Genomic DNA, 24,017 nt, shown 5'->3' on the forward strand with positions numbered 1-24,017 from the left:
CCTCTATACGATTTGTCGTCTGAATCTATCGATTACGATGGCCATTGATACTTTGATCATAAAATATATCGACTTTACCGGGTTGATAGATGATTTGCCTCCGGTTCTCTGCGACATTTCGATCGAGACTTCTGTTAATTTGAATTCTCTCCTTTTCAGGTATACAATCGCTTCCGGTTCGGGATAATCCTGAGGGTACCTATGCGCGAACATATGGATGACCTTCTTGTTGCAGGCCCGGAACCCGGAGGTGGGGTCTTTCACCGTTTCACCCGTCAGAAGACGGATCAGAAAGCTGAAATAATTGATGCCCATTCTTCGCATAAACGTGGATTGATATCCTTTTTTATCGATATACCGGGAGCCGATGACCATATCGGCCTTCCCTTCAGCCAATGGCTGAATCAATTGCCCAATATATTGTGGATTATGCTGACCGTCTCCGTCGATTTGCAAAGCGATGTCATACCCATTTTTGCTAGCGTATTTGTACCCTGTTTGCATGGCTCCGCCAATTCCTAGGTTGCAGGGCAGATCGATGTATTTGATGCCAAGGTCCTTGCATTTTTGGGAGGTGTTGTCGCCGGAGCAATCGTTGACGACCAATACGTCAATCTGGTACTCTTTCACTGCCCATATATTTCGAATGACTGCCTCGATGCTCTCTTCCTCATTGAAAGCTGGAACGATCGCCAGCATTTTGACGGACACCCCTATCCCTCCCTTCAAGCTGATCATAAAATCTAGTCAAATTATACCATGCTTCGACAGGGAAAAGTGAGAATGCTAGACAAAAGACCTACTTTTGTGAATGCTAGATTCCCTTTATGTACCGGTCGCGCTTCTTGATTTTATCTCGGTGTAAACAAAACAAGTTTCGCAGGATTTCCCGTGCGATTGACAGTTATTGGTTTGCATTTCCCAACAATTTTGCCGGTTGTTCTGAAACGCCGGGCATGTTCGGCATACTTCGACAGGCGTACAGCACATTTCCCAACACGGTCCGAGCGAACGGCTTTTGACCGAAGCGGCATGGCGTTTTTTCTCGAACCAGCGTACGAAAGCCTGCACGACATTCACATCCAGTTGCACTCCCGCAAGAGATTCAAGTAATTGGATAGCCTTGTCGAACGAAAGAGGATCGCGATATTTACGGCCGTTAATCTTAGCCAAAAACGTTTGAACCACGGAAATAATTCTGGCGCCTATCGGAATCTCTTCTCCCCGAAGGCCGTGCGGGTATCCGTTACCGTCCATCCGTTCATGGTGATGCCGGATATTCTTAGCTACATCCATGTCCCCGATCGTCATCTCGATGATCGAAGCACCTACCTCAGCATGAAGCTTCATTTTTTCGAATTCGACTTCGGTGAACTTGCCTTCTTTCAAATACAGATCTTCCGAAAGACCGAGCACCCCGATATTACTCAGATGGGCAGCTAGCCCGATACTGCGGATTTGCATTAACGGCAGTCCCATTTCTTTAGCGATAATAACGGAATATCGGCTCATCATTTCGGAGTAGCCGACGGTATACGGATTCAGATCGTCGATGGTGCTCGAAAGTCTTTTCAAAAATTCCGAGTAAGTTTGTCCGAAAGTCTTCATTGTATTTTGAAGATTGACAAGTTTCGCTAATTCGGTGATCATCATCTGGAAACTTGTCTTCAACTGCTCGCGTGTTAGATCTTTTAACGCAGATTGAGGGAAACCGCAAACAAACCACGCTTTTTTCCCTGGATACGGGAGCCGGCCAGCTATAATCAGAACATCGCCGCGATTACCGATCAGCGAAATGGTTTGATCTAATACTGGCGTGTCCGGATCCCAGTGAACTAGCTCTTTCGCGCCGATCAATTGGATTAGAAGGGATACCGTAGATGGCTCTCTTAACCGTCGCTTCGTTTCCGCAGACCAACCAAAAAACGAGGATATTGAGATCGTACCGGCTTCTGAGATAAACAGGCTGCCTCCCGACATTCCCATTGCGCTTGAAACCATGCCGAACATTTTCTGAATGACTGTTTCCGAGTCCAAACTCATCGAACTGATTTGTTGCAAAGCCATACTGGACGTCTCTACTACGTCGGCCTTCATACGAAGCAGCTCGGCTTCAATTAACACATCTAGAAAGTTGGGGAGTAGATCGGTAACATACATCAATAATTCGAATTTTTTTTTCGAAAAACCGGAAGTCGGACCCAGTCGGATTAAGCCTTGACCTTTACTCAAAGGGATGTGGCACAGCGGAATCTCGCCTTCTTTTATAAAGCCGGCTTCCTTATTGGCCGAGTCGGCTGCCAAGCTCAGAGGGGGCAAGTATTTCTCTTTCTCGTATGGTGCTAAGCCGCTGTAAGACGGAGCTACCTTGCCCAAATCTTCCCGAAGATGACGAACCGATTTGAGCAAGAAAAGTCCAGTTTTTGAGTCGCGGACATAAAAAGCATAGCCTTGAGCTTCGACAATGGAGCCGATTATCTCCAATATCAGGTTTAAGTTATTCTCCAGCCCAGCATCCGGCTGGATCGCCTGGATTATCTGCTGGGTATAAGATAACCTTTTCGACCTTTTTTTTGATTTCGCCCTCATTCCCAGTAACAGCAATGCCATCAGTAGAAATAAGGCAGTTAGAATAGGGATGGTATAGGGAACACCTAGTGAGATCCATTCGTTTAACATCGGCGGCATGATTCCACCCCTCTCAGTTAGCACTTGGACGGCCCGATCGAAGGCATACGTCTAGGTTCATGCATCGACTTTACGGGTTGCCGATTCTTTAATCAGCAATCCGATCATCCAGATCGCATTTACGCTCCACCCGAGCAGTGCGCCGTATCCCAGTGCAGCAGGACCGATCCTATCTATCGCACATACATCGAAAACGATCGAGAGCAATATGGAGGCCGAAAAGATTCCGACCACTTTCTTCATTCGACCGTTTGCCAGAAAATATCGCAAACATACCGTTGAAACGGCCTGTCCAATAACGGCAAGCGAATAGCCCGCAAGCAAATCGCAAGTTATGCTGATCGATTCCGGACCGAACGCTCCTCTACCTAGTAACAGGGTGATGATAGGTTTTCTTGCCAAACAAAGGAAAACTGCGACGGGAACCATGACACCTAAGGTTACCCGCAATGCCCGATAAACCCCTTCGATTGCCGACGAGCGATCGGCGGCACGGGATATCGCGGGCAAAATGACGGACGTAAGGGCTGCTATGAAAACCCAGTTTGGAAATTGAGCGATCCGGTACGCGTAACTCAACGCGGCAAGAGTACCCGTTTCCAACCTAGAAGCCAATACTCTCTCTACCATGTACAGGCACTGGGTAGCTAGGATAACAAGAAACAAAGGACCAAAATCCCGATAAATAGGGCTCAAAACTTTGAAGGACGATAGACTATCCGCGATACTTAACCTCTTCCCGACCGGTAAACTCCCTTTATTTCTTACTTCTATGATCAAGCGGCGCCAAACATAGAAAGCCGAAATTCCGGAACCGAAGAAAAATGAGCAGGAAAATATCCATCCGCCTAGCTCAAAACTGGCGAAACTCGCCCACGAAACGACCAATCCCAGCAACAAAAACACATTGAATATCACGGGACCAAATGCCGGAGCGTAAAAAGAACCTAACGTTTGAAGGGCCGCTGCACCGATCGCGAACAAAGGCATAAATACCAGGCACGGCAGCAGCAACCGGAACATCTGCTCCAACTGCCTGACGGTTCCAGCACCATCCGGATACCCGAACCACCCTAATATCTGCTGTTCGAACAAATAGAGGAAAAGTCCGAACAGCGCTAGCAGCAGGGAACACTGTACGGCCAATCCCGCAACCGCCTGCATGAATTGGCGGCTTTGGCCAACCGCCCAAATGCGAGACAAATGCGGTACCGCGGCGATCCCCAGAACATATCCGATCAAGTTTCCTCCAATGGTATCGGGAAGCAAGAAGGCCATATTGACGGCATCGGCCATGGCCGTCGTACCGAAATACCCGGCAAAGATTACGTCTTTCAAGAAAGCTATGACTGCAAGCAGCAGATTGACGAAGGCCACACCGGCAATTACCGTCCAGTTATCAGGAAATAGAGCCGAAATCCGTTTCATAAGGGTCAGCACCATGCCTCCTCCTGTATGGATGATGCCGCGCGATTCATGATGTCCCCCACATTCTTCGAATACGCTTGTCTTTCGCGTCCGGACGTTCAATCAGGTACACGCGCAGGTTTTCGTCTTCGTATACGACAGGCGGACGCCCGTGGATCGGCTCGTATTCTGCGATCCAATCGAGAAGCAGGCGGTTGTCCCTTTCATTATCGGCGTACCGTTTCTGCATAACATCGTAGACCGAATTGGACTTATTCACTTTATAAACATTTTTTTGTTGAAAAACGTACATCCAAGGCGTTACATCCGGATCATACTCATCTTGGCCGACTCTCGTGATGGGAGTACCGGTGGGATCGTACTGTGTGATCAGTGTACTTAGAGGCTGAAAATATCCGTTGCCGAAGGCCAACGCGTAATTCTGGTCGTTTCCGAAAATGGTCCAGGTTCTTTTCTGATGAACACTCGCGATCTTGAGGTAGGCTCTCGCTTCGCTTTCCCACTGCATCTTGTACGGAATAATCGGTTGAACATGAACATAAAACGCCAATCCTAGAGCCAATGCCCCGGAGAGCCCGATCTGCAATGGCTGAACCCGCTTCCATTGCGGAAGGTAACGCCAGAACGACCACCAAGCAAATCCAGTTCCGAAACAGATATACAGGATCCAAAGTGTACTGGAACGGGAGGAAAGCAACTCGCTTTGCGTGGCGTAAGGTGCCCAGTAATATAATACAAATGTGGCGACACCCATGCCGATCGCAAACAAGTCCAATGTCCTGCGCTGCCGGTTCCTCCATCCGATCAAGGCAAACAGCGAAATGAATGCGATGGATCCCAAACCGACAAAGTCGCGTATACCGAGTATGGGGATGGAAACGGCAATTGTTTCAGTTAGGAAGTTTGCAGAGGACCCGTGCAATTTAACTCCCGCCCACATTCCGATTTGAATGGGGGCGTATGTAATTACGACGGCACCCAATGAAATAAAACTTACTATCAGTATCCGCTTCCATGGCCGTGGAGAATTCGATAGTATTACCGCGATTAGAGCGACGCCGATTCCCACACCGACGTATGCGAAAATCAGAGAATGCGTAAAACCAGCCACAGCACAGGCAGCCATGCCGTTCCAAAGGAACCGCCGATCGTTTTCTTGGAGATATCGCAAAATAAAATACAAGGATGGGAACAAGAATACCATCGCGAATTCCTGGGAATTAGTAGCCGCCTGCCGGTCCCAGTCACCTCCAAATAATATCGGACCGCCGAAGCCGAACAGCGCCGCGGCGATAATGCCAGCCGCCTTGTTTCCGGTCATACGCGAAAGGCAGAAATAGTAGCTGATGACGGTCAATACTCCGTTCAGCGGTCCAGTATACCGTAAAGTGTACAGCTCATCAGTCGCGGCAAACTTGCTGAGCAGCGATAGGGTGATATGAAAGCCTTGCGGATAGATCCCGTCATGATACAATTCTCTCTGACTGATATATTTCATCCAGGCCAAGGTGACCACGCCGTCAGATAAGGCGGGGGGCGCATGGCGGACAGCGTCGTAAAATCGGACGAAAACTGAAATGGCGATCACGGTACCCAGTACGACAAGCAATAATAAATCCGCCCGTGCGGCGTTTTTCAGACGGATTTCCTTGTGGATCATCGTCAATTTGCCACGCCACTGCTTCCACCGGTTTTTCAGATGGAACCCGATCTCGGTTAGCTCATAAAACCAAACGCCATAGATGACAGACGCCTCATCTCTCTTCTTAGCGGATCCTTTGCGCCAAAAGGTTCTTGTACACAAAAGCATGATTACGATGCTAACGGAAATCACTTCATACAATTTCAGCAGGACCAGTAGATATCCCATGACGATATATATGCATACCGCAATTGAAAATCTGCCGAACCGGTCTTCTAGACGATCGTCCCCGGAGGAAGGGATGAAAAACCGAGGCAGCCAAACCATCAGAAGTAAGAAAGAAAAACCGAAATGTATAAGGGAGTATAGTTGATGGGAAGGAGAAGAGTAATCCGCCAATGATTGTTCCTCCTTCCCCCTTAGGAAATCTCGTACAAGTAGTAGTCAAGCTTGCGGAACACCTGTCGTACTGCCTGTATCGAAAGAATCAAAAACACGATACAGCCAACTATAAGACCTAAGACGGCATCAGTGAAATCCAACCAGCGGCTGAGCAGAAACCCTATGATAAAGTTGATTGCAAATGCCGGTATAATGGCCCGGTTCACCCGCTTGGCTTGGGAGAGGGAAAACAGAATGACTGCATTCATCAAGGAGACAGCCAGAACGACATAAGCCGCCAATCCGCAGATGAATACGTACTCTGTCTTCGCAGTGGCAATCAAGGTTTTTCCGGCAATGCCCATGTATTCTCGGTTCAATATACTAATCAACATGTAAATGAAAAAGGCGCTTGCTAGCGAAATCCCAGAAATAACGAGTAGAAGGCGGTGATAGATCCGCACGAACTGGGCATTCATTTTGTCCGCCTCGAATCCCCAAAAACGTTTATAGCTTGCCTCGACATCCATCATCAATTTGTTGACTATGACCTCGCAGACTCCAAGCGGGATCATGAGGGCGAGCAAGGCAAAGTCTAATCCCAGCTCGTACTCGCCGCGAAACCAGATGAAATAGGGCATGTATCCTTTGTCGTTTGCGGACCAAGCCATAATCCGATCCACATACAAAAAGGAAAAATAAAGGAACCCGTAAGTAAAATAAGGCATAACAGAGTACACCGTGATTGAGAATCGTGGCATTTTCGGAGAGATTCCCTTCTCCTCTTTTTTCTCGGCAGCTTTGAAATAGTATAGAACGAGACCCATGCCGAGAATGGAGACAAACAAAATGGCGATCAGCTGGGCAAAGATGATGTCCATATGGATGACTTCGAACAAGACATAAACTACGCCGATCCCCGCAATGATGAGCCCGGTAAACGCCAACTCCTTTCGTAGAATGTACATGACTGTAACGGAAAGCCATATCGAATTCAAAAAGAAGAAGTAAAGAACGATATAACCGAACATGTCAATGGGAAAAATATTGAATACCAAGTTGAATAAATAGAGTAAGCCAGAAACCGCCAAACAGGATATATACCCGTATCGGATAAATGAAAATGTCACTTTCCGGGCCATATTGTAATAGCCTTGAAAAATATAGAAAAAGCCTCTGCGAGCTATGGCCTGAGTGTAACCGCCGACCACAACGAAACTAAGAATCGTTCCTATTGCGATACAAGTCGCAAGTTCCACGGAAAGATTCTCGTAGGACCATAACGAAAATTTTAGCGTCAGCATGGAAACAACGGATATGGCCATAGGTAAAGCGAAAATCAATCCGCGTAAAAAGCTTTTAACCATTTCCATAGTCAATTTGGCTGCACTTGTTTTGACATTCGCGGTAAATGCAGTGGTAATGACTTTCTGGCTAATCCGCTCCCATATTTCCGACGCGAGCTCGAAAACATCTTCGACCTCAAAGGTTTCGGCAGCCCTTATGTCGTTCCAGCCCATAGATTCAAGAAGCGCCGCAACCTCCAGACGGTCCTCTGGGACCATGCTGCGTTTCAGAATTTCTTCCACCAAATCCTGGAATCTCTTCGACCGATCCCTAGAAGATGAAATCGGTCGATGCCCCGTATTTGTGGCAATCATGATTCGTCGGCTCCAAATCCAGGAATAACCATATGAACGATCAGATCCGGCAGCTTGCCTTCCCGCTCAGCTGCTTGAACGACTTCGTTCGTAATTCTCTGCCCCTTGGCGATGATCAGTCGACCGTCAGCAGCGTAAAGATTGTCTCCAGCGGCTTTCCCGACAATATACCGATTTTGAATCGAGTGAATTTCATCTGATAGACCAGGGCTTTCCTGGGAAATATTCGTGCTTTGTTCGGATTCCCCCATTCCCAGTAATGCCGCTCTTTCCTCTTCAGTCACACTGGTCTTAACCTCCGAAAATTCGACAGAAGGCAGGGGCGCAACAAATTCCTCAAGCTCATCCTTGGGCACGTAAAGCTCATTTTCCTCTAAGTAAGGCTCCAAATCTCCCCAAAACGACGAAGAGGTCTTCTCAGAAATTTTCTTTGTAACTGGCTTCGCGGTCGGATCCTTTAAATCTGATTGTTCCTTCATCGTCATTCCGTCAGCCGTCATGGGAGAATGGGTGATACCGACCTCTTCTTCCGCGGCTGCCGCTTCATTCAATATCGAACGAAACTTAAATTGAAGGATCTTAGCTCTGGAGTTCATTTCAAGTTCCTTGCCTGCTTCTTTCACTTCATCAAGAAACTCTTCCCGTTCCCGCCCGTCTTCATTGGCTTTCCGTTCCGGACGAACTTGCATCGCTTCTGCTGCTTCGAGTTCTAGTTGGTCTGCCGCTTCCGGCTCTTGCTTGTCCCTCACCTTGAGGATCAAGGACGACGCTTCCTCCATTAAAAAATCGAGCGCTTTGCGATAATCATCGAATTGCTTGTCCCATTCCGACATTCGCCGGGCATGGCGCTCCAGCTTTCGCTCCTGCAAACGGCGCAAGCTTTCCGCCTCAGCTTCCCCCTGCCGCTCGATCGCTTCGACGGAACGTTCCAACCTTTCGAGCAGCAACGAGGTTTTCTCTAACGAGAGGGGGGACGTTAGCGTTTTCTGCTTCATCTCATCGAGTTTGGCTTTCAACTGCTCGTTCTGGTATCGCTGTGCTCTTAATTTGGCTTCCACTTCTTCTGCCTCGAACCGCTGCATCGATTCTAGCTTTCGGATATAGGCTTCGGTCTCTCTTACTTGGAAGCCAAACCAGCTCTTCGCGATTTTTCTTTTACCCGAACTCACGACATTCCCCTCCCTTCGGCCATTTGCTGCAAGGTCTCTTTTAACCTGCGTTCAACATGCTCGAGCATCTGATCTCTTTCCGATTGTTTGTTCCCCTCTTCAGCATGCAGTTGATCGTCCAACTTTTTAAGTTCCTGCAGAGCCTGCAAGACGGTGTCCGTTTGTTCAAGATGAGCTTCCAAAAGACGCTTAGCCGCTATTTGATCCGATAATACGGCAGGCTGTTTTTTCTCGTCTAGCATAAGCTGTTCTAGTTCGGCGGCCATTCTTCCCTGCTCCGCCTCCATTAACTTAGCTTGTTCCAGAAGTTCTTCCATTCGAATCCGATGATTTTCCTGAAGTTCACTCAGAATTTGACGTACCGCAACTGGGGAATAACCCCTAAACGCCTTCTTCAATTTTTTCATGCGGTCGTCCTCCTTGCTATGAAATCAGCTTCGTCGACACAGCTTCCAAATAATATTCGCACCTAGCCAGCTCTGTCATTGCTTTATCATACTGTCCCATTTGATTGTAAAGTTTCGCGATTTCCGTCAGGATGTACGGTACAGTTGGAGCGTCCGGCTTGATTTTCAAAGCGAATCGAAGCTGCCCGATCGCCTCATTCCTGTAACCGCTGGCTGCCAAGGCAAGCGCTTTGTCTATGGCCAGCTTTTGCTGCGCCTCCTCAGGTACCGATACCGTTTGGGGTTTGCGGTCGATCGCCCGGGTCGCCAGCTTGATGTAGCTTTTCAAATGAAGCTCCAGCACTCGGTCCAGCGTGAAATAGCTAAGCGCTCTTTCCCTTCCGTCCTGCCCCATCTCCATCCGCAGCTCCGGATTCCGAATGAGCTTGATAACCCCTTCGGCTATCGCGTCCGGATTTCTCGGCTCCACCAAAATACCGGTTTCCCCGAGAGCCTCCTTAATTCCGCCAACGTCTGTAGCTATTACCGGCTTGCCTGTCATCATTGCTTCAACGACGGAGTAAGGAAAAGCTTCGGAAATGCTCGTTAAGACGGTGATATCGCCGCTATGATAGGCTGCAGTGATTTGGGTCGCGTGCCCGGCAAATAGAAAAGCGTCGCCAAGCTGCAATTCCTCTTTCAGCGCCTTGCATTCTTCGTAGTAAGCAGGAACACTGACCGATCCGTAGACAACGAAACGAGTTTCAGGCTCTTGTTGCAGGACCAACCGGGCCGCTTTCATGAACGTTTTAATATCCTTGATCGGATCGATCCGGGCAACCATGACGACTACAGGTGGTTTAGACTCTCGAGCAGGAGCTTCAGTATAAACTTGTTGATCAATTCCGTTGTAAATAACCTCTATCCGCTTTTTCGCTACATGCATTTGCCTCTCCCATCGCATGTTATACTGACATACGGGGGACACCTGATCCGCGTAATAATAGTTCAAACCCGTTATGGAATGGACCATCCGGATCAGAAACTTGCTCAAGAAAGAAGAATAACCCCTATTAGATAAGGAAAGATACTGCTCCCTCAAATAAATACCGTGCTCGGTTAATAGAAATGGAGTGTTATTCGTTAGCTTGGCCAGCACGCAAGGAATTCCGCAGAAGGCCGCAGCGGAAGAGTGGGCCACGTCCACTTTCGGAATGGGAGTGTTTACGATGTTGAAAAATCGATACAACCATCCAAGGCTTTGCACCAATCCATAAATATCCGGTTGGCTAAGTCCGGAATCTTGATCGGCTGCTGCGGTCAAGATCATCTCCTTATAGGTTTCCCAGACCACTTCAGATTTGAAGCTCGCCTTATATTCATAGGTTTGAAAATAGTAATATAGAGCAAGCAGGATTTCCCCGAAGCGTTTAGGATCTTTCACCTCGGCGATGATTTCCGATATCAATTCCCGGAACAAGGGCAAAAAATGCTCCTTTAATTCTTGGGGGCCGGTTTGCTTTTTCATTAAATAGATTTGGGGAAAAGGCGTCAAAAGATGCTCGCTAGGTTCTTCCGTTCCCCACAAGGGAACACTGATCAGCGAGCTTCCTTTAGGCAAAGTGAACTTTTGTGTAACGAAGGGGTTCATAATGACGCTGTAAACCACATAATCTACAGGCTTCAGCTTGTTGATCAGGATGTCGCACCAAGTGCTCACCCCGCCTTGATGAAACGGATAAGTTCCCTCAGTTGTCAGCATAACCTTCATTTTCTGGCTCATCGGGGATCACGGCTTTCTACTAAGGATTCTTTGATATTATATCAGAAAATGGCTAAACAGCGATAATATATAGTTCTTTTGTCGCAGTTAAAAGTAGGAGAAAAGGAGGACAGAAGGATAGGGGGATAGGAAAAAAAGACCTTAGTTGTCTCGATGTAGATATTATGCTATTTCCTTCTGAACACTTGAAGAATACTTTTTCGTACATAAGGAGTTATATCAAAATAAACAAGTACTTTTTATCATCTTGTATAAAAATTGTCGGATTATATTGAATTGTCCCACTTTTATTTAGTTTATGCAACAGGATTTAATAAATATGAATTAATGTGTGGACTGATTTCACAAGGCGGAAGTTGCCGTCTTCAAACCCGCTGATCAATTTGTAAGCATTGGCGGTTTGAACTGCGCTCCTGTACCATTCCACAGTCTTCACATACCATAAGTATAGAAATCAATCGTCTCATCATCATTTTCTTCTACGCCTTTTTGCTGCATTTTTTCTCTACCTTCGAAATCAAGCCTATGGAAGATTGCCTCTTAGCACTCACCGAGGCTTCTTCCTCTTTTCGACAAGTCTAGCAACCAATCTACGTATTCTACGCGTACGTTGTCGAACCGCACCTGTTCAATTTCTACATAAGATCGAATCAAGGCGAGCTCGCAGCTGAACGGAACCTCTTTCTGAATGTTGCTGAAAGAGAAGCTTCCTCGCAAGTAGTCAGCCAGTTCGGCAAAAAAGGTTCCTTGTTATTCCGACACCCCTTGACGCACAGCCGGCTTTCGAAAAACCCAAATCCGATATCCAGCATAATTGACGGCAAGCGAGAGAGCGGCGGAAACCGCTTTGGCCGTCACAGAGCCCGTTCCCCATTGCTCCAAACCGAGCAGCATTGCAGTAGCGGCCGCAAAAGACAGGAGATTTACCCCGAGAAAACGAATGATCTCCCCTGCTTTATGTTGCCTTTTTACCTGAAACGTCCAGCTTCGGTTCCACATATAACTGTTGATCAAGCCCGCTCCATAAGACAAAACCTGCGCCCAAATCGACGCCATACCCGCACCATAAACCAAAACGCAAAAAACGGCGAAATCCACACCCGTGTTTAATCCTCCTACGAGAGCGTACTTCACCATTCTTTTACCTTCAGCTAATCGGAGCATGTTTCTCCTCCTTCGCTTGCGCATCTAGAACATTTTATATCCGCCGCGCCTTAGAGCACGAATCGCCCAACCGCTCATATAGGCACCGAATGCACCCGCTACAATCAATATAATGTCTGAGACAAGCATAGACTGTACATTATCCGTTAAGCTAAGGTCGGGCTGCCATAAGTGCCAGATCCCCAGCGGTACGACGATGATCAGGAACAACCATAGTGGAAACCATGTTGTCTTAATAAGCATGTTCAATATAAACCCGATGCCGAAAAATAACACAATACAAAGCAACGAGCCGACAATTGAAAACATAATTGCACCGAGCATAGTGCTTCCCTCCAATACAAGCTACTATATAGTTTACAAGATTGCTTTCCTGCGAGTCAACGAGCAGGATGTGAAATGGATGTGAACAAAACCTCGGCGACTGTCGATTATGTGTAGAAGATGGATCAATCGTTTGCCGATGCAGCCGAATTTGGGCTACAATAGGAAAAGCAAAGCGGACAAGAGGAGATGACATGATGAGCGAAGCTGCTCAAACTTTAGAAGGCTGGTATGTACTGCATGATTTGCGCAGTATCGACTGGCAGGCTTGGAATTCCGCGCCTGCCGCGGAGAAGGATGCCGCACTGAATGGATTGCTTAAGCTTGTCGAAGATTGGCAAGCTGTCGAGGAACGGAAGGAAGGCAGCTTGGCTTTATATTCCATCGTTGGACAGAAAGCAGACTTGATCTTCATGCATCTGCGTGAAACGCTAGAGGAATTGAATGCGATAGAGAATGCTTTCAATCGCTCTGCCTTTGCCCGTTTCACGCACAAGGAATATTCCTATGTAAGCGTCGTGGAGCTCAGCAATTACATGAGCCCTCCAGGCGTCGATCCTCTGCAAGTGCCGGAAATCGTTGCTCGTTTGAAGCCGATTTTGCCGAAGAGCAATCATATCTGCTTCTATCCAATGAACAAGAAACGCGACCTTCAGGACAATTGGTATATGCTCCCGATGGAAGATCGTAAAACCTTGATGAGAAGCCATGGGATGATCGGCCGCGGTTACGCAGGCAAGGTGAAGCAAGTCATCTCCGGCTCAGTTGGCTTCGACGATTGGGAGTGGGGAGTTACCCTGTTCGCTGACGATGCTCTTCAATTCAAGAAACTCGTATACGAGATGCGTTTCGACGAAGTAAGCGCACGTTACGGTGAATTCGGAGCATTCTACGTAGGTAATCTTTTAACAAGCGATTCACTCAGTAAACTATTGCAAGGATAATCCATCCCAATGCATAAAGTCCGTGAAGGCATTCGACCTAGACGTCGCTTGCTTGCACGGACTTTTTTATGCCAAAGTTTAGATCTGATTCCTTAGCAATCTCTCCCCCGCTATCCCCGGTGTTGTCATCTGCAAGGGGTCGAGAATTTCTTCCATTTCGGCGAGACTTAACAAATTTCTTTCTAATATAAGCTCCTTAATCGTTTGCCCGGTTGCCATCGCTTCCTTCACGAGCTGCGCGGCAACATCGTAGCCTAGATGAGGGTTAAGAGCAGTTACGATTCCGAAGCTGTTGTCCACGTATGCTTGGCATTTGATTCGATTGGCCTCCATTCCCTCAAGAGCGAATTGATTGAATACGTCCAACGCCCTTTGCATGATCTGAAGGGATTGCAGCAGGTTAAAGGCAATGACCGGCCCCATTACGTTGAGCTCAAACTGCCCGGCTTCCGAAGCCATACAAATCGTATGGTCATTACCCATAACTTGGAATGCGACCTGATTGACCACCTCTGCCATAACGGGATTTACCTTCCCTGGCATAATAGAGGAACCCGGCTGTCTGGGCGGCAAGATGAGCTCATTCAGTCCCACACGGGGGCCTGAGGCCATTAGCCGAATATCATTGCATATCTTGGACAAATTAACGGCGCAAACCTTTAACGCTGCGGAAAGTTCGGTATACGCATCCGTATTCTGAGTTGCATCCACCAAATCAGTTGCAGAATGAATTGGAATTTGCAGCTCCTCTGCCAGCAAGGAAACAACAAGCTTGATATAATCCGCTGTTGCGTTTAACCCCGTACCTACAGCGGTAGCTCCCATATTTACGAACAACAAGCCCTCGGCTGCACGCGATATTCTTCCGATATCCCTTTCCAATACCTTTGCGTAAGCTCCGAACTCTTGTCCCATACGAATCGGAACCGCATCCTGAAGATGTGTCCTTCCCATCTTAAGGACATCATCGAATGCTTTCTCCTTTTGAACGAACCCCTGCTTAAGCTCGCGCATGGTCGATAGCAATAGCTCTGTCAGTCTATAAGCCGCAATTCTAAGTGCTGTAGGTATCGCATCGTTCGTTGACTGTGACATATTCACGTGATTATTGGGACTACAATGGAAATATTCCCCTTTGGTAAAACCCAAAATTTCAATGGCCCGGTTAGCTAAAACCTCATTCATGTTCATGTTGATGGACGTACCTGCCCCGCCTTGGATGGAATCGACAATAAATTGGTCGGAAAGCTTGCCGCCAGAAACTTCTTCAGCCGCTTGAACAATCGCTCGTGCAATGGGAATCGGTAACCATTTCAATTCCAAGTTCGCTTTAGCGGCTGCTTTCTTCACATGTGCTAAAGCAATAATTAACTGCGGATGGACGGGGACGCCGGTTATAGGGAAGTTCTCCATCGCTCGCAATGTTTGAATCCCGTAATAGGCAGATGATGGAACCTCTTTATTTCCAAGTGAATCCTTCTCTATTCTAACGGACAACTTGATCTCCCCTTTGCCGATTGGGTTTACCGTACTCTGTGTATTTTACCAAATATCGTCGTTGTATATTGATGGGCAAGTAAAAAAAGACTGATCATGCGCGCATAAGTCGTTATGCATACATGATCAGCCTTCAATAGGTTATTCCTCGTCCAATTCGCGCATCTGTGCTTCCCACTCCGCGCGACGCTTCTCTTCTATATACTCCGCAGTCATTCGGTCCCGCGCGCGGCCTTTCTCCTTTAACCGTTCAATCCCTGGTTGAATGAGCAAATCAACCTCCGCTTGGACAACAGCTACAAGATCGTACCTAGTCTGCGACTCCAGATAAGAGCCCACTTCCATCAGCGCGTTGTATCGGTCCAGTTCATCTCGCGTCAACAGGCCCCGCACTTGCACGCTGCAGTGTCTCATTACAGAAACTTGCCTTTACGCAGCACAAGCGGAATTCCGCCGATGATGAACAAGTAACGAAGGTCGATTGCTTTCTTTAACCATGCCGCTACACGGCCTTTATACTTCTTGCCGAATGCCACACCAATGGCTTCACCTTTACCAAGCGATGCAACTGTACCCTTGCTGACATAGGTATATGTCTTCAAAGGCTGGTTACGAATCGAAGCGACCAAGTTATGTGCACAGTTAACGCCTTGTTGCATAGCCATTTGGGCTGTTGGCGGGTAAGGACGGCCTTCTGGATTGAATACGAGCGAGTTGTCTCCCAAGATATAGACATTCTCATGACCAGGAGCACGCAAGAACTCGTCTACCTTCACACGGCCTCTCATGGTCTCGAATCCAGCTTCCTCGATCAGTCGGTTACCGCGAACGCCTCCTGTCCAGATAACGGTCTGCGATTTGATTTCTTCGCCTTCTCCAACAACAACGCCGTCCGCAGTACATTCCTTGATCGCTGTACCAATACGGAAGGTTACGCCTTTCTTTTGGAGAACTTGCATCGCATACTCAACCAGCTCAGGGTCAAATCCCGGCAAGGCTGTTGGAGCAGCTTCAATATTGATGATCTTAACGAGTGAGTTATCGACATCGAACTGCTTGCACAGCTCAGGAATACGATCTGCAAGCTCGCCGATAAATTCGATACCTGTAAATCCAGCTCCCCCAACAACGAATGTTAAGTAATCCGTACGATGAGGCTCACGCTTGAAACGTGCGAATTGATACTCGATATGCTCACGAATCAAACGTACCGTGTTAATACTGCGAATATTCATCGCGAATTCGCCAAGTCCCGGTATTCCAAAGGTTTCAGACTCGCCGCCTAAGCCGATAATAAGGTAATCATAGGAAAGCGTTCCATCTTCCAAGATAACCTTACGGTCTTGCGGACGAATTTGGACTACCGTCGATTTAACGAAGTCGATTTTGAATTCGTCTATTAGCTTCGAAATGTTAACGCGCGCGTTTTCCGGATTATCCGTACCCGCTGCAGGCATGTGCAGGTGGGTTGTGATGTAATGATAGTCATGCTTGTTGACCAATGTTACATCCGCTTCGTTATAATTTAATTCCTTTTGCAGCCGAAGCGAAGTCAATACGCCGCCGTAGCCCGCTCCCAGGATAACAATCTTCGGAATACTGCTCATTGATGATCCCATCCAATCCTAATGTGTGTTTAGTTTGTGAAAAATTACACAATGTTCTCCGTTAAGTTGCGCTAACAGAGCTATACAAGTAGATCATATCGGCTTTTCAAACAATTTTCAAGGTCCATTTTCACGAATTAATTTGGATATCCTTACAAAATCCTTTTCATGCCTCGTATACAAGCATATAATTGAATCGATAAGATATCCCAAGATTCGGCATAATTGACGGAGGTGTCACTGTTTTGAATCAGAGCAACGAACCCGTTGTAGATGTGGCCATCATAGGCGGAGGTCCCGCTGGAATGTTCGCAGCCTTCTATGGCGGAATGCGACAAATGTCAGTCAGTCTTATTGAAAGTATGCCTCAACTAGGCGGTCAACTCGCAGCCCTCTACCCCGAAAAATATATTTATGATGTCGCCGGGTTTCCGAAAGTGACTGCGCAAGAGCTCGTCAATAACTTAAAGACTCAAATGGATCTTTTTCAAACCCAGCTATACTTGGAAGAAAAAGTGGTGTCGGTAAGCAAAATTGAAGAACGTCTCTTTGAAATTGTTACCGACAAACGCGTTCACCATGCACGTGCCGTTATTGTCACTGCCGGTGTTGGAGCTTTCGAGCCCCGTCGATTGGAATTACCGGAAGCGGCCCAATATGAGAAAACAAATTTACACTATTTCGTCAGTGACTTGGAACGCTATCGTGATCAGAAGGTTCTTATTAGCGGCGGTGGAGATTCAGCGCTTGATTGGGCACTCATGCTAGAACCTATTGCTGAACAGGTCATTCTCGTCCATCGGCGTGATAAATTCCGTGCTCACGAGCATAGCGTCGAGCTTCTTATGAACTCCAAGGTGAGGGTGATCACACCAACGGAAATTACCTCTTTGCGAGGTGAAGGAGCAATTAAGTATGTAACGCTTACGGATGTTAAATCGGGTAAGATCACCGATTACGAGGTTGATGCTGTTATTGTCACCTTCGGCTTTGTTAGCTCTCTTGGTCCAATTGCTCAGTGGGGTTTAAATATTGAAGGTGGTTCGATTGTCGTAGATTCCCGTATGGAAACGAATATTCCAGGCATATTCGCCGCCGGAGATATAACAACTTACCCTGGAAAGCTCAAACTCATTGCCGTTGGCTTCGGCGAAGCTCCGACTGCCATTAATAATGCCAAAGTTTATGTCGATCCCGATGCGAAGCTTTCTCCGGGACATAGCAGTAATATGAAATTATAATGTGCAAAAGGGCAACCTAACGTGGAGTTCCGGTATAATCCGGCTCCAAAGGAGGGTTGCCCTTTTGATTTGTCCTGTCTGCAATGCATTGAGCCTCCTAGCTGTCTCATGTCCGAAGTGCGGTTCCGCAGCCGAAGACGAAGGTCGGTGGAGCGATTGGGTTGGACCTTACTCCCCCTATGAACCCGCAATAGCTGCTGCTGCTATGACTGAAACAGCTGACGAGACCATCTGTCAGCACTCCGTTCACTGTACCAGCTGTCAGCTCCAATTTACTGTGGACGTTCCCGGTTGGCATGTCTAGAATACCCGTTCTTTCGGAAGTGAGAGCCTTCTCCGTCTTATTTCTGTACGAAGCATGTGAACAAATTCTCTTTCCAACTGCAAACGGAGAGCATTACTGTAGGCATCCAATAACTGTTCATCAGGCAGTAGAGGAAGCATCAGCCACATCCTTTCCTTATTATGGATGGAGTTCGTGATGGCATCATAGCATGTCCCTGACTTTGTGGACAAGCCTCATATTTATCCACAAAATGCTGTGGGTAAAGTGTGAGCAACTTGTTAAGAAATTGGATTAAACCGTTACTTTCAATGTGGAAAGTGTGGATGAAGTTATACACACACTTTTCTTTCAATACGCTTCATAGAAAACTTTCATGGTTTAACAAAAGTTGATTAAAGGATTTAATAGAAAAAATTGTAAGTTTTTGTCCGCTCATTGAGGTCGAGTATTGACCTCCAATATCCATATATGTCCGTTTCGGTCGATCCCATAATCGTAGCCCAATTGACCGATTCCAGGGTAATGGCTTTCCAGCAGTCCTGTTGCCACATTCGTCAATTGTCGCATCTCTCTTTTCTTTTTTGCGACCATACGAGAAGATAAGGAACGACGTATTCCTTGGGCCGCTGACATTTGCGTGCCTCCACGACATAGATTCGTAACGAACAAGCCTGGTTTCGCCAATCGGCCTACCATTGCCCTGATTGTCCATAAACCGTTAAGCTTTACGAATTTAACCCGGTAATCAATTGGCCTACCCGCGATTGTCGCTAGATTAATCCCTCTTTGAATCATATAAGAGCGCTTTAACTTACATGCCTTTATAGCCGACATTAGTCCAGCAAAACTGGAATAGCTGCGTTTACTTGATCTATGCGTAAGCTTATATTCCTTCCCTTTCTTCTCTATCTTAATGAGCCCAATTCCACCAGCTCCTCTAATCGGCTTTATAACAACCATTCCATACCTCGATATCATAATGCGTAGGTTAGCCTCATTGAATAACCTTGAATTAGGGATATGTTTAGAAAGATAAGGATTGATCTTTAAAGTATTGGTCTTCAGCCACTTGCTTGCCAATTGACGACCGCCTGCTACTTCCATCCTTTGGGGCTCCTTTCCTGAGGGTATACTTATACATACTCTTGCAGGAGGACAGGTTCTTGGATAGATGACATCGGTAATTCGCCCCAATTTCGGTAATAGTTCGGCAAAACCTGACGATTTCCCCGGAAATACTGAAAAACATCTATAACGAGAATTTTTTAAATCGTTTGATCAGTGTAATTATGGGAAATAGACACATATTCAAAAGTTTTCCGGAAAAACGCTTTCTCACATGCCTATCGTATCTGTTGAGTTGCTCGTCCAGAAGCTGAGATAGATGTATCACATCGGGATTGTTTAATTCAGCACCTGCCTGGATGAATGTCAGCACCATTTCGTTTCGCAAATTTTCGATTTTCCGATTAATCTTCCTTAATTCGCGATCCATACTGATCCCTCCTATCTTCTTATATTTAGATTAGAGTAAATCTTTTTGGAAAGTTGCAGGTCAATCGTTAGCAAATTATTAGTTTACAAAAATATGTAAAAACATTATTAGAATAAGTGCTGCGAATTTTGCGAAGTATATTCTAGACGGTGTGAAGAGAGGTGTGGTTCCATTGGACCTATCGGTGCAAGGACTGCAGGAGGAACTTATCTAATCACTTAGCATAGGAAGCGAGGGGTTGTGCTGCAGAGTACTTCTTAAATACATGAGCCTAGTAACGCTCCATTAAAACTGGAGAGTGAACAAGCCCATGCCCAAGTGATTCCAACAAGCGAAGTGTGATATTGGAAAAAAGACTCAACTATCAAACACCGTCGAAGGGGCCTATAATGGGCTCCTTTTTTTGTAAAAAAAACAAAAAACCTTTCGAATTTGTGTATTCATTCATACACAAATTCGAAAGGTTTGAATCAAACAATCCAATTGCGTTTCTTATCAGCAAGGCTCAGCGGCAGGGTTACCCGCTTCTGTTGCCGTTCTGAAGCTGCTTCCGCAGCCGCAGGTTGCAGTCGCGTTCGGGTTGTTGATGGTGAAGCCTCCGGAAAGGTTTCATACGCTAACGTTCGGCTAAAACCCTTGGTCAATCAACGTTGCCACCGTTAGGCGCGATTGCGGATTGCTTACAGGGTAATGCGGTATGCAGGTCTCTATGACGATGAACCGCGCTGATCAATTTATACCCAAGCTGAGGGGGTATACGCAATCGATTGCACGTAAGTAATAGCAAAAAGCGGTCCACTAACGGAATTCACTCCGCTAATGGATCGCTATCGATTTTATATGTAACCTCCGCCTAATTGTGCATGATCTGACCCTTCTCCGTCACTCCAATCTTAACGCAAAGAAAAAGCCACCTAGATTAGAGGTGACTTGGTAAGTTATAATTATTAGGCTAAAGCCAATTTTCTTGACTTTTGACGTTCGTTCTTTACTTTTTCCGCCCAATACTCAACATCATAATGAAAAACAAATTCTGGATCGGTCTCAAGTGTCTTAGAGAAAGCAGATTGTTCTACAATTTGATTCACACTAGAAGCATCAAAATTATGGATGCTTACTAATACCTCTGCAACATATGATTTCAACCTATTTTTATTTTGCAATGTAAACATACTCATAATCAATATGCCTCCTTCTAAACTTTAAACAGTTTATTGAATCAATTGTGTGAAATGCAATCTGATCCTCTTCATTGGGTCTTGTGGGAATGATCCTTTTGCAAAACTCTTCGTAACTAATTTTACCATTCCTAGCCTCATAAATCAATGTCGAAAAAGTTGCGTCTGCCAAGTGTCCATAAGTACATTGGAATTTACTATCCCAATTGTGGAAATCACTTATAACTTTATTTACACCGATACGATTATTATAAATGAATTCTGCCCATTTTAAATCCGGAATCTTAAAAATATAAGGATCTAATTTCATCAAAGAATCTAAATTAATACTATACTCCATAATTAAAGGACGAACAAACCCCTCTTTAGTCCCCTTACTTACCTCATCCATATAATTAATACATTTACCATATGCAAACCTCATTGCCTGATTGTAGTTAGAGGTAACATAAAAACCCTTACCAAAATCCAAATGTTGCCTACTCATTGAAATATCGATATCAATAAAAGAGAGTAGATATTCTGTTGTGGTAGCATGAAAAACAGTTGTGGGGATAGTAGAAAGTGATTTCACAATTAATCTCCATATCGTATCATAGTTTCATATGATTACAAATTTCGACATATATAGAGGAAAATCCTTCTAAGTTACAAATAAGAAAAGCCACCGAATAGCTACGTAATCAATCGTAGTCATATCCGATGGGTTTCATTTATTTTCCAACGCGCAATATCAGGAAACAACTCGACGACCGACGTGATTATAGGCATTTCGTTAGGCGTTATTATCCTAGGAATAAGCGAAATATTGCGGCATCTCCATAAGATAAGCAACGGTAAATAGTATGAAGCCGCTATCTTCCGTCCTCCATCTATGCACGGCCGCTATCGAGCGCCGAAAGATCGCGGTCAACGTCGTCGATCACGATGATTACGTCGGCATGGCTCGATGAATTTAGTAAACTTTTCGCACGTGCTGCAGGGCGGATTGAAGGCGCATCTCAGCGTAACTGTCGCAGGAAATATCTGTTAATGTGTCGAATATTAAATATTACAAAAAAATTTATAGACTTTCGGGGGCATAATTTTGAACAATTTACAAAAATCTTTAGCATTTATAAAAGAGTTATGGTATGCACCATTTATCATTTATCTAATTGGATTTGTATTTGTTCAGGGAGCATATTCCCCTTTTTTATCTGAGAGTTTTTTGATGCATAAAGTACTAACAGTAACACCTGTATCCTATAACCTATACATAACCAACGGAATTTATCAATCTTTAGTAATTCTCCTTCCTTTTATCGCCTCATTTATATTAATTAAACAAATATCCTTACCTCATAATTTCATGATTTGGGTTCGTAGAAGTTCACGATTTACACAACATAAGATAGGATTATTTAATCTTACAAGCTGTTCCCTGCTAATGGGTATTACTATGATTCAAGTGTTGATAATAAATAGAGATATTAATATTGATGCTACATTAACAACACTCCTTATATTTTTTTCTTACTTTGTCTTGAGTTTACTATTCTATAAAACTAATAAGGAAATATGTAAATATGATTTATTAAATAAACAATTTAATATTTTCATTTTCTCAAGCACCCTACTTATTTTCAGTTTGATATCCATATACTTTTATGGACTTCAATCACAAGTTCAAACTTTCCAGGAATATCAAACTAGTAATCAGAATATTGAAATGGTTAGACTTACATACGAAGATGGTTCTGAGAAGACATTAATTAATATGGACATTAACACAGAATTCATTATTGGTTACGATAGTTCCTCACAAAAAATGAATCTAATCCCTAGAGATAAAATAAAGCAAATTGAAACTTACAAAAGTAAGTACCCAAAAAGTATAATGAAATATAAGGAATCCCTGATTGAAAATCCGTTAGCAAAAGAAAACAAAAAAATAATCGATCTTATCAATAAATATTACGAAATCAGAGTGGAGATTAATCCTGATATTGAATTAATTAACTCTTATCTTTCACTATTTACTAGTAAATTAAGACACTCTGAGTTTGAAAGCATGTCTCCAAATATATTACTTAATCAAATGAAACAAGAAAAATACCATGATAAAGATTATAGAGAGTATTATGGTATTGTCATTTCTGAGCCAGAGAAGGAAGAAGGTAACAGTCCCGGTATTATGTATAAAAAAGTGTATGTTCGTGAGTACTGGAAAGCTAAATCATATAATTACGCATTTTTAGCTATGTCATTAGATGGCGTTGTTTGGAGTATTGATAATATAGAAGAGACTAATTTCTCATTTGAATTTGATTAATATTTATATTATGAAGGAGCTCACGCCATGACCCCACTAATAACAACGCGTCAACTATACGAAGCAGCCGCCAATCGTACTCCAATACGTTTACTATGACGATGTGGTATACGGCGGTCCGGCCCTCGATAGATGAACTCACAGACTTTCACGTTAAGTTGCGAGGTGTTGAGGATGGTATCGACCGTTTCGTCTGCGCTAGTTGTACCTTCTATATGGAGTAGCCTTACGTTAAAGTAGTGCGACTCCGATTATGCCCGCCATCTTAAACCATTCGCCATCGACGTTAAATCTACATAAATACGGGTCAACACGCTCCACGACGCCAATCGCAGCGGCATCTTCGTATTCATCGTAGAAACGAAATTGCGCAGGAACACGTAGGCCGAGCGACTCCATTAATACGAGCATAATGTGCTCCCATTCCTGATCGTCTAACGTAGGCTTCGGCGGGTGTTTATGCTGCGTTTCGTAGTTATCATCCGTTGCTTATGCTCGGGCAGCATCATGGCGCGACGACTCCCGTAATCCGTTATTTCGATTTTCTTCGTCATTGGGCGTTCACCGCCAGTATCCGGTCAACGACAAGAGTGCGGAAGCCGCGCTTATCCATATCGTATACGCGTGCTTTGCCGTCGCGAATCGCGAATAAATTAACGCGGCGTTGCGAGAATTTACCGCTCGTGTCTACGTAAATTAGATCGATTTTACGACCGATACACTTTTCGATAGTTGCGTTCATGCGAAAACCCCTCCGTTATAGGAACATTTGTTCTTATTATAACGGAGGCTAACGTTCTTATGCAATATCTGATTTAATTTAAAATTC

The 24,017-nt window shown here is 45.2% G+C and carries 25 protein-coding genes and 2 pseudogenes; 4 read left to right on the forward strand and 23 right to left on the reverse strand.

The annotated features are described in order from the left end of the window. Positions 1–3: 3 nt before the first annotated feature. The 12 genes from ACESLK_RS14450 to ACESLK_RS14505 all read right to left on the reverse strand — a co-directional run bounded on the left by ACESLK_RS14450 (position 4) and on the right by ACESLK_RS14505 (position 12,626). Entirely contained in the window at positions 4–711 is a 708-nt protein-coding gene (locus ACESLK_RS14450; RefSeq protein ID WP_373230226.1) for a glycosyltransferase family 2 protein, read from the reverse strand. Positions 712–825: 114 nt separating this feature from the next. Continuing rightward, the gene (locus tag ACESLK_RS14455; protein ID WP_373230228.1) at positions 826–2,688 is read right to left on the reverse strand and encodes an HD-GYP domain-containing protein; all 1,863 of its coding nucleotides are present in this window, start codon (positions 2,686–2,688) and stop codon (positions 826–828) included. Positions 2,689–2,745: 57 nt separating this feature from the next. Beyond that, on the reverse strand, positions 2,746–4,128 hold the full coding sequence (locus ACESLK_RS14460; RefSeq protein ID WP_373230229.1) for a lipid II flippase MurJ: 1,383 nt from the start codon (positions 4,126–4,128) through the stop codon (positions 2,746–2,748). 34 nt (positions 4,129–4,162) lie between these two features. Continuing rightward, positions 4,163–6,157, reverse strand: coding sequence for a hypothetical protein (locus ACESLK_RS14465; protein WP_373230231.1), 1,995 nt, complete (start codon positions 6,155–6,157; stop codon positions 4,163–4,165). Between the two features lie 20 nt (positions 6,158–6,177). Then, positions 6,178–7,800: a hypothetical protein gene (locus tag ACESLK_RS14470; protein WP_373230233.1), complete on the reverse strand. Its 1,623-nt coding sequence runs from the start codon at positions 7,798–7,800 to the stop codon at positions 6,178–6,180. Next, entirely contained in the window at positions 7,797–8,969 is a 1,173-nt protein-coding gene (locus ACESLK_RS14475) for a hypothetical protein (protein ID WP_373230234.1), read from the reverse strand. The genes ACESLK_RS14470 and ACESLK_RS14475 overlap by 4 nt, the downstream gene beginning before the upstream one ends. Beyond that, positions 8,966–9,376: a hypothetical protein gene (locus ACESLK_RS14480; protein WP_373230235.1), complete on the reverse strand. Its 411-nt coding sequence runs from the start codon at positions 9,374–9,376 to the stop codon at positions 8,966–8,968. The genes ACESLK_RS14475 and ACESLK_RS14480 overlap by 4 nt, the downstream gene beginning before the upstream one ends. Before the next feature lie 16 nt (positions 9,377–9,392). After that, positions 9,393–11,138 carry a GT4 family glycosyltransferase PelF gene (pelF, locus tag ACESLK_RS14485; protein WP_373230236.1) on the reverse strand — a complete coding sequence of 582 codons (1,746 nt, stop codon included), beginning with the start codon at positions 11,136–11,138 and terminating at the stop codon, positions 9,393–9,395. A 310-nt stretch (positions 11,139–11,448) separates the two neighbouring features. Next, positions 11,449–11,574, reverse strand: a complete 126-nt coding sequence (locus ACESLK_RS14490) for an S-layer homology domain-containing protein (protein WP_373230237.1) — start codon at positions 11,572–11,574, stop codon at positions 11,449–11,451. 104 nt (positions 11,575–11,678) lie between these two features. Beyond that, positions 11,679–11,867, reverse strand: coding sequence for a histidine kinase (locus ACESLK_RS14495; RefSeq protein WP_373230307.1), 189 nt, complete (start codon positions 11,865–11,867; stop codon positions 11,679–11,681). A 21-nt stretch (positions 11,868–11,888) separates the two neighbouring features. Beyond that, positions 11,889–12,302 (reverse strand): GtrA family protein, encoded by a 414-nt coding sequence (locus ACESLK_RS14500; protein ID WP_373230238.1) that lies wholly within the window; start codon positions 12,300–12,302, stop codon positions 11,889–11,891. A gap of 24 nt (positions 12,303–12,326) precedes the next feature. Continuing rightward, complete coding sequence (locus ACESLK_RS14505; protein ID WP_373230239.1) at positions 12,327–12,626, reverse strand: YuiB family protein; 300 nt, start codon at positions 12,624–12,626, stop codon at positions 12,327–12,329. A 197-nt stretch (positions 12,627–12,823) separates the two neighbouring features. On the opposite strand from ACESLK_RS14505, the gene hemQ reads away from it, so the two are divergent. Then, a complete protein-coding gene (gene hemQ, locus ACESLK_RS14510; RefSeq protein ID WP_373230240.1) occupies positions 12,824–13,570 on the forward strand; it encodes a hydrogen peroxide-dependent heme synthase in 747 nt (248 codons plus the stop codon). A 78-nt stretch (positions 13,571–13,648) separates the two neighbouring features. Here the strand turns inward: hemQ and ACESLK_RS14515 are convergent, their stop codons facing one another. From ACESLK_RS14515 to ACESLK_RS14525, 3 genes are all read right to left on the reverse strand, one after another. Further along, positions 13,649–15,067: an aspartate ammonia-lyase gene (locus ACESLK_RS14515; RefSeq protein WP_373230241.1), complete on the reverse strand. Its 1,419-nt coding sequence runs from the start codon at positions 15,065–15,067 to the stop codon at positions 13,649–13,651. Positions 15,068–15,208: 141 nt separating this feature from the next. After that, positions 15,209–15,481, reverse strand: coding sequence for a hypothetical protein (locus ACESLK_RS14520; protein WP_373230242.1), 273 nt, complete (start codon positions 15,479–15,481; stop codon positions 15,209–15,211). After that, the gene (locus ACESLK_RS14525; protein WP_373230308.1) at positions 15,481–16,674 is read right to left on the reverse strand and encodes an NAD(P)/FAD-dependent oxidoreductase; all 1,194 of its coding nucleotides are present in this window, start codon (positions 16,672–16,674) and stop codon (positions 15,481–15,483) included. Before ACESLK_RS14525 ends, ACESLK_RS14520 begins: the two co-directional genes overlap by 1 nt. 245 nt (positions 16,675–16,919) lie before the next feature. On the opposite strand from ACESLK_RS14525, the gene ACESLK_RS14530 reads away from it, so the two are divergent. Together ACESLK_RS14530 and ACESLK_RS14535 are read left to right on the forward strand one after the other, a co-directional pair. Continuing rightward, on the forward strand, positions 16,920–17,915 hold the full coding sequence (locus ACESLK_RS14530) for an NAD(P)/FAD-dependent oxidoreductase (protein ID WP_373230243.1): 996 nt from the start codon (positions 16,920–16,922) through the stop codon (positions 17,913–17,915). Positions 17,916–17,979: 64 nt separating this feature from the next. After that, a complete protein-coding gene (locus ACESLK_RS14535) occupies positions 17,980–18,219 on the forward strand; it encodes a hypothetical protein (protein WP_373230244.1) in 240 nt (79 codons plus the stop codon). On the opposite strand, the gene sda is transcribed toward ACESLK_RS14535, so the two are convergent. The 6 genes and pseudogenes from sda to ACESLK_RS14565 all read right to left on the reverse strand — a co-directional run bounded on the left by sda (position 18,216) and on the right by ACESLK_RS14565 (position 21,448). Next, a complete protein-coding gene (gene sda / locus ACESLK_RS14540) occupies positions 18,216–18,368 on the reverse strand; it encodes a sporulation histidine kinase inhibitor Sda (RefSeq protein WP_373230309.1) in 153 nt (50 codons plus the stop codon). The genes ACESLK_RS14535 and sda overlap by 4 nt on opposite strands. Before the next feature lie 265 nt (positions 18,369–18,633). Beyond that, on the reverse strand, positions 18,634–19,305 hold the full coding sequence (locus ACESLK_RS14545) for a YheC/YheD family protein (RefSeq protein ID WP_373230245.1): 672 nt from the start codon (positions 19,303–19,305) through the stop codon (positions 18,634–18,636). A 145-nt stretch (positions 19,306–19,450) separates the two neighbouring features. Beyond that, positions 19,451–19,696, reverse strand: a complete 246-nt coding sequence (locus ACESLK_RS14550; RefSeq protein ID WP_373230247.1) for a Spo0E family sporulation regulatory protein-aspartic acid phosphatase — start codon at positions 19,694–19,696, stop codon at positions 19,451–19,453. A gap of 495 nt (positions 19,697–20,191) precedes the next feature. Further along, positions 20,192–20,302 (reverse strand): annotated as a pseudogene (locus tag ACESLK_RS14555) (iron-sulfur cluster assembly accessory protein); the annotation flags it as partial. 341 nt (positions 20,303–20,643) lie between these two features. Then, positions 20,644–20,874, reverse strand: a complete 231-nt coding sequence (locus ACESLK_RS14560) for a hypothetical protein (protein ID WP_373230248.1) — start codon at positions 20,872–20,874, stop codon at positions 20,644–20,646. After that, the gene (locus ACESLK_RS14565) at positions 20,849–21,448 is read right to left on the reverse strand and encodes a DUF3990 domain-containing protein (RefSeq protein ID WP_373230249.1); all 600 of its coding nucleotides are present in this window, start codon (positions 21,446–21,448) and stop codon (positions 20,849–20,851) included. The genes ACESLK_RS14560 and ACESLK_RS14565 overlap by 26 nt, the downstream gene beginning before the upstream one ends. Before the next feature lie 513 nt (positions 21,449–21,961). On the opposite strand from ACESLK_RS14565, the gene ACESLK_RS14570 reads away from it, so the two are divergent. After that, complete coding sequence (locus ACESLK_RS14570; protein ID WP_373230250.1) at positions 21,962–23,188, forward strand: hypothetical protein; 1,227 nt, start codon at positions 21,962–21,964, stop codon at positions 23,186–23,188. Positions 23,189–23,419: 231 nt separating this feature from the next. Here the strand turns inward: ACESLK_RS14570 and ACESLK_RS14575 are convergent. Continuing rightward, positions 23,420–23,647, reverse strand: a pseudogene (locus ACESLK_RS14575) (YolD-like family protein); the annotation flags it as partial. 91 nt (positions 23,648–23,738) lie between these two features. Further along, on the reverse strand, positions 23,739–23,930 hold the full coding sequence (locus ACESLK_RS14580) for a hypothetical protein (RefSeq protein WP_373230251.1): 192 nt from the start codon (positions 23,928–23,930) through the stop codon (positions 23,739–23,741). Positions 23,931–24,017: the final 87 nt, after the last annotated feature.

Source organism: Cohnella sp. (assembly GCF_041640265.1).
Classification (GTDB): Bacteria; Bacillota; Bacilli; order Paenibacillales; family Paenibacillaceae; genus Cohnella.

Coding starts and splice junctions, on each gene's coding strand:
- ACESLK_RS14470 (WP_373230233.1), bottom strand. CDS start 7,800: ATGATTGCCACAAATACGGGGCATCGACCGATTTCATCTTCTAGGGAT.
- ACESLK_RS14525 (WP_373230308.1), bottom strand. CDS start 16,674: ATGAGCAGTATTCCGAAGATTGTTATCCTGGGAGCGGGCTACGGCGGC.
- pelF (WP_373230236.1), bottom strand. CDS start 11,138: ATGAGCCAGAAAATGAAGGTTATGCTGACAACTGAGGGAACTTATCCG.
- ACESLK_RS14545 (WP_373230245.1), bottom strand. CDS start 19,305: ATGGAAGTAGCAGGCGGTCGTCAATTGGCAAGCAAGTGGCTGAAGACC.
- ACESLK_RS14580 (WP_373230251.1), bottom strand. CDS start 23,930: ATGAACGCAACTATCGAAAAGTGTATCGGTCGTAAAATCGATCTAATT.
- ACESLK_RS14520 (WP_373230242.1), bottom strand. CDS start 15,481: ATGAGACACTGCAGCGTGCAAGTGCGGGGCCTGTTGACGCGAGATGAA.
- ACESLK_RS14560 (WP_373230248.1), bottom strand. CDS start 20,874: ATGAGTATGTTTACATTGCAAAATAAAAATAGGTTGAAATCATATGTT.
- ACESLK_RS14500 (WP_373230238.1), bottom strand. CDS start 12,302: ATGCTCCGATTAGCTGAAGGTAAAAGAATGGTGAAGTACGCTCTCGTA.
- hemQ (WP_373230240.1), top strand. CDS start 12,824: ATGAGCGAAGCTGCTCAAACTTTAGAAGGCTGGTATGTACTGCATGAT.
- ACESLK_RS14505 (WP_373230239.1), bottom strand. CDS start 12,626: ATGCTCGGTGCAATTATGTTTTCAATTGTCGGCTCGTTGCTTTGTATT.
- ACESLK_RS14550 (WP_373230247.1), bottom strand. CDS start 19,696: ATGGATCGCGAATTAAGGAAGATTAATCGGAAAATCGAAAATTTGCGA.
- sda (WP_373230309.1), bottom strand. CDS start 18,368: ATGTGGCTGATGCTTCCTCTACTGCCTGATGAACAGTTATTGGATGCC.
- ACESLK_RS14480 (WP_373230235.1), bottom strand. CDS start 9,376: ATGAAAAAATTGAAGAAGGCGTTTAGGGGTTATTCCCCAGTTGCGGTA.
- ACESLK_RS14455 (WP_373230228.1), bottom strand. CDS start 2,688: ATGCCGCCGATGTTAAACGAATGGATCTCACTAGGTGTTCCCTATACC.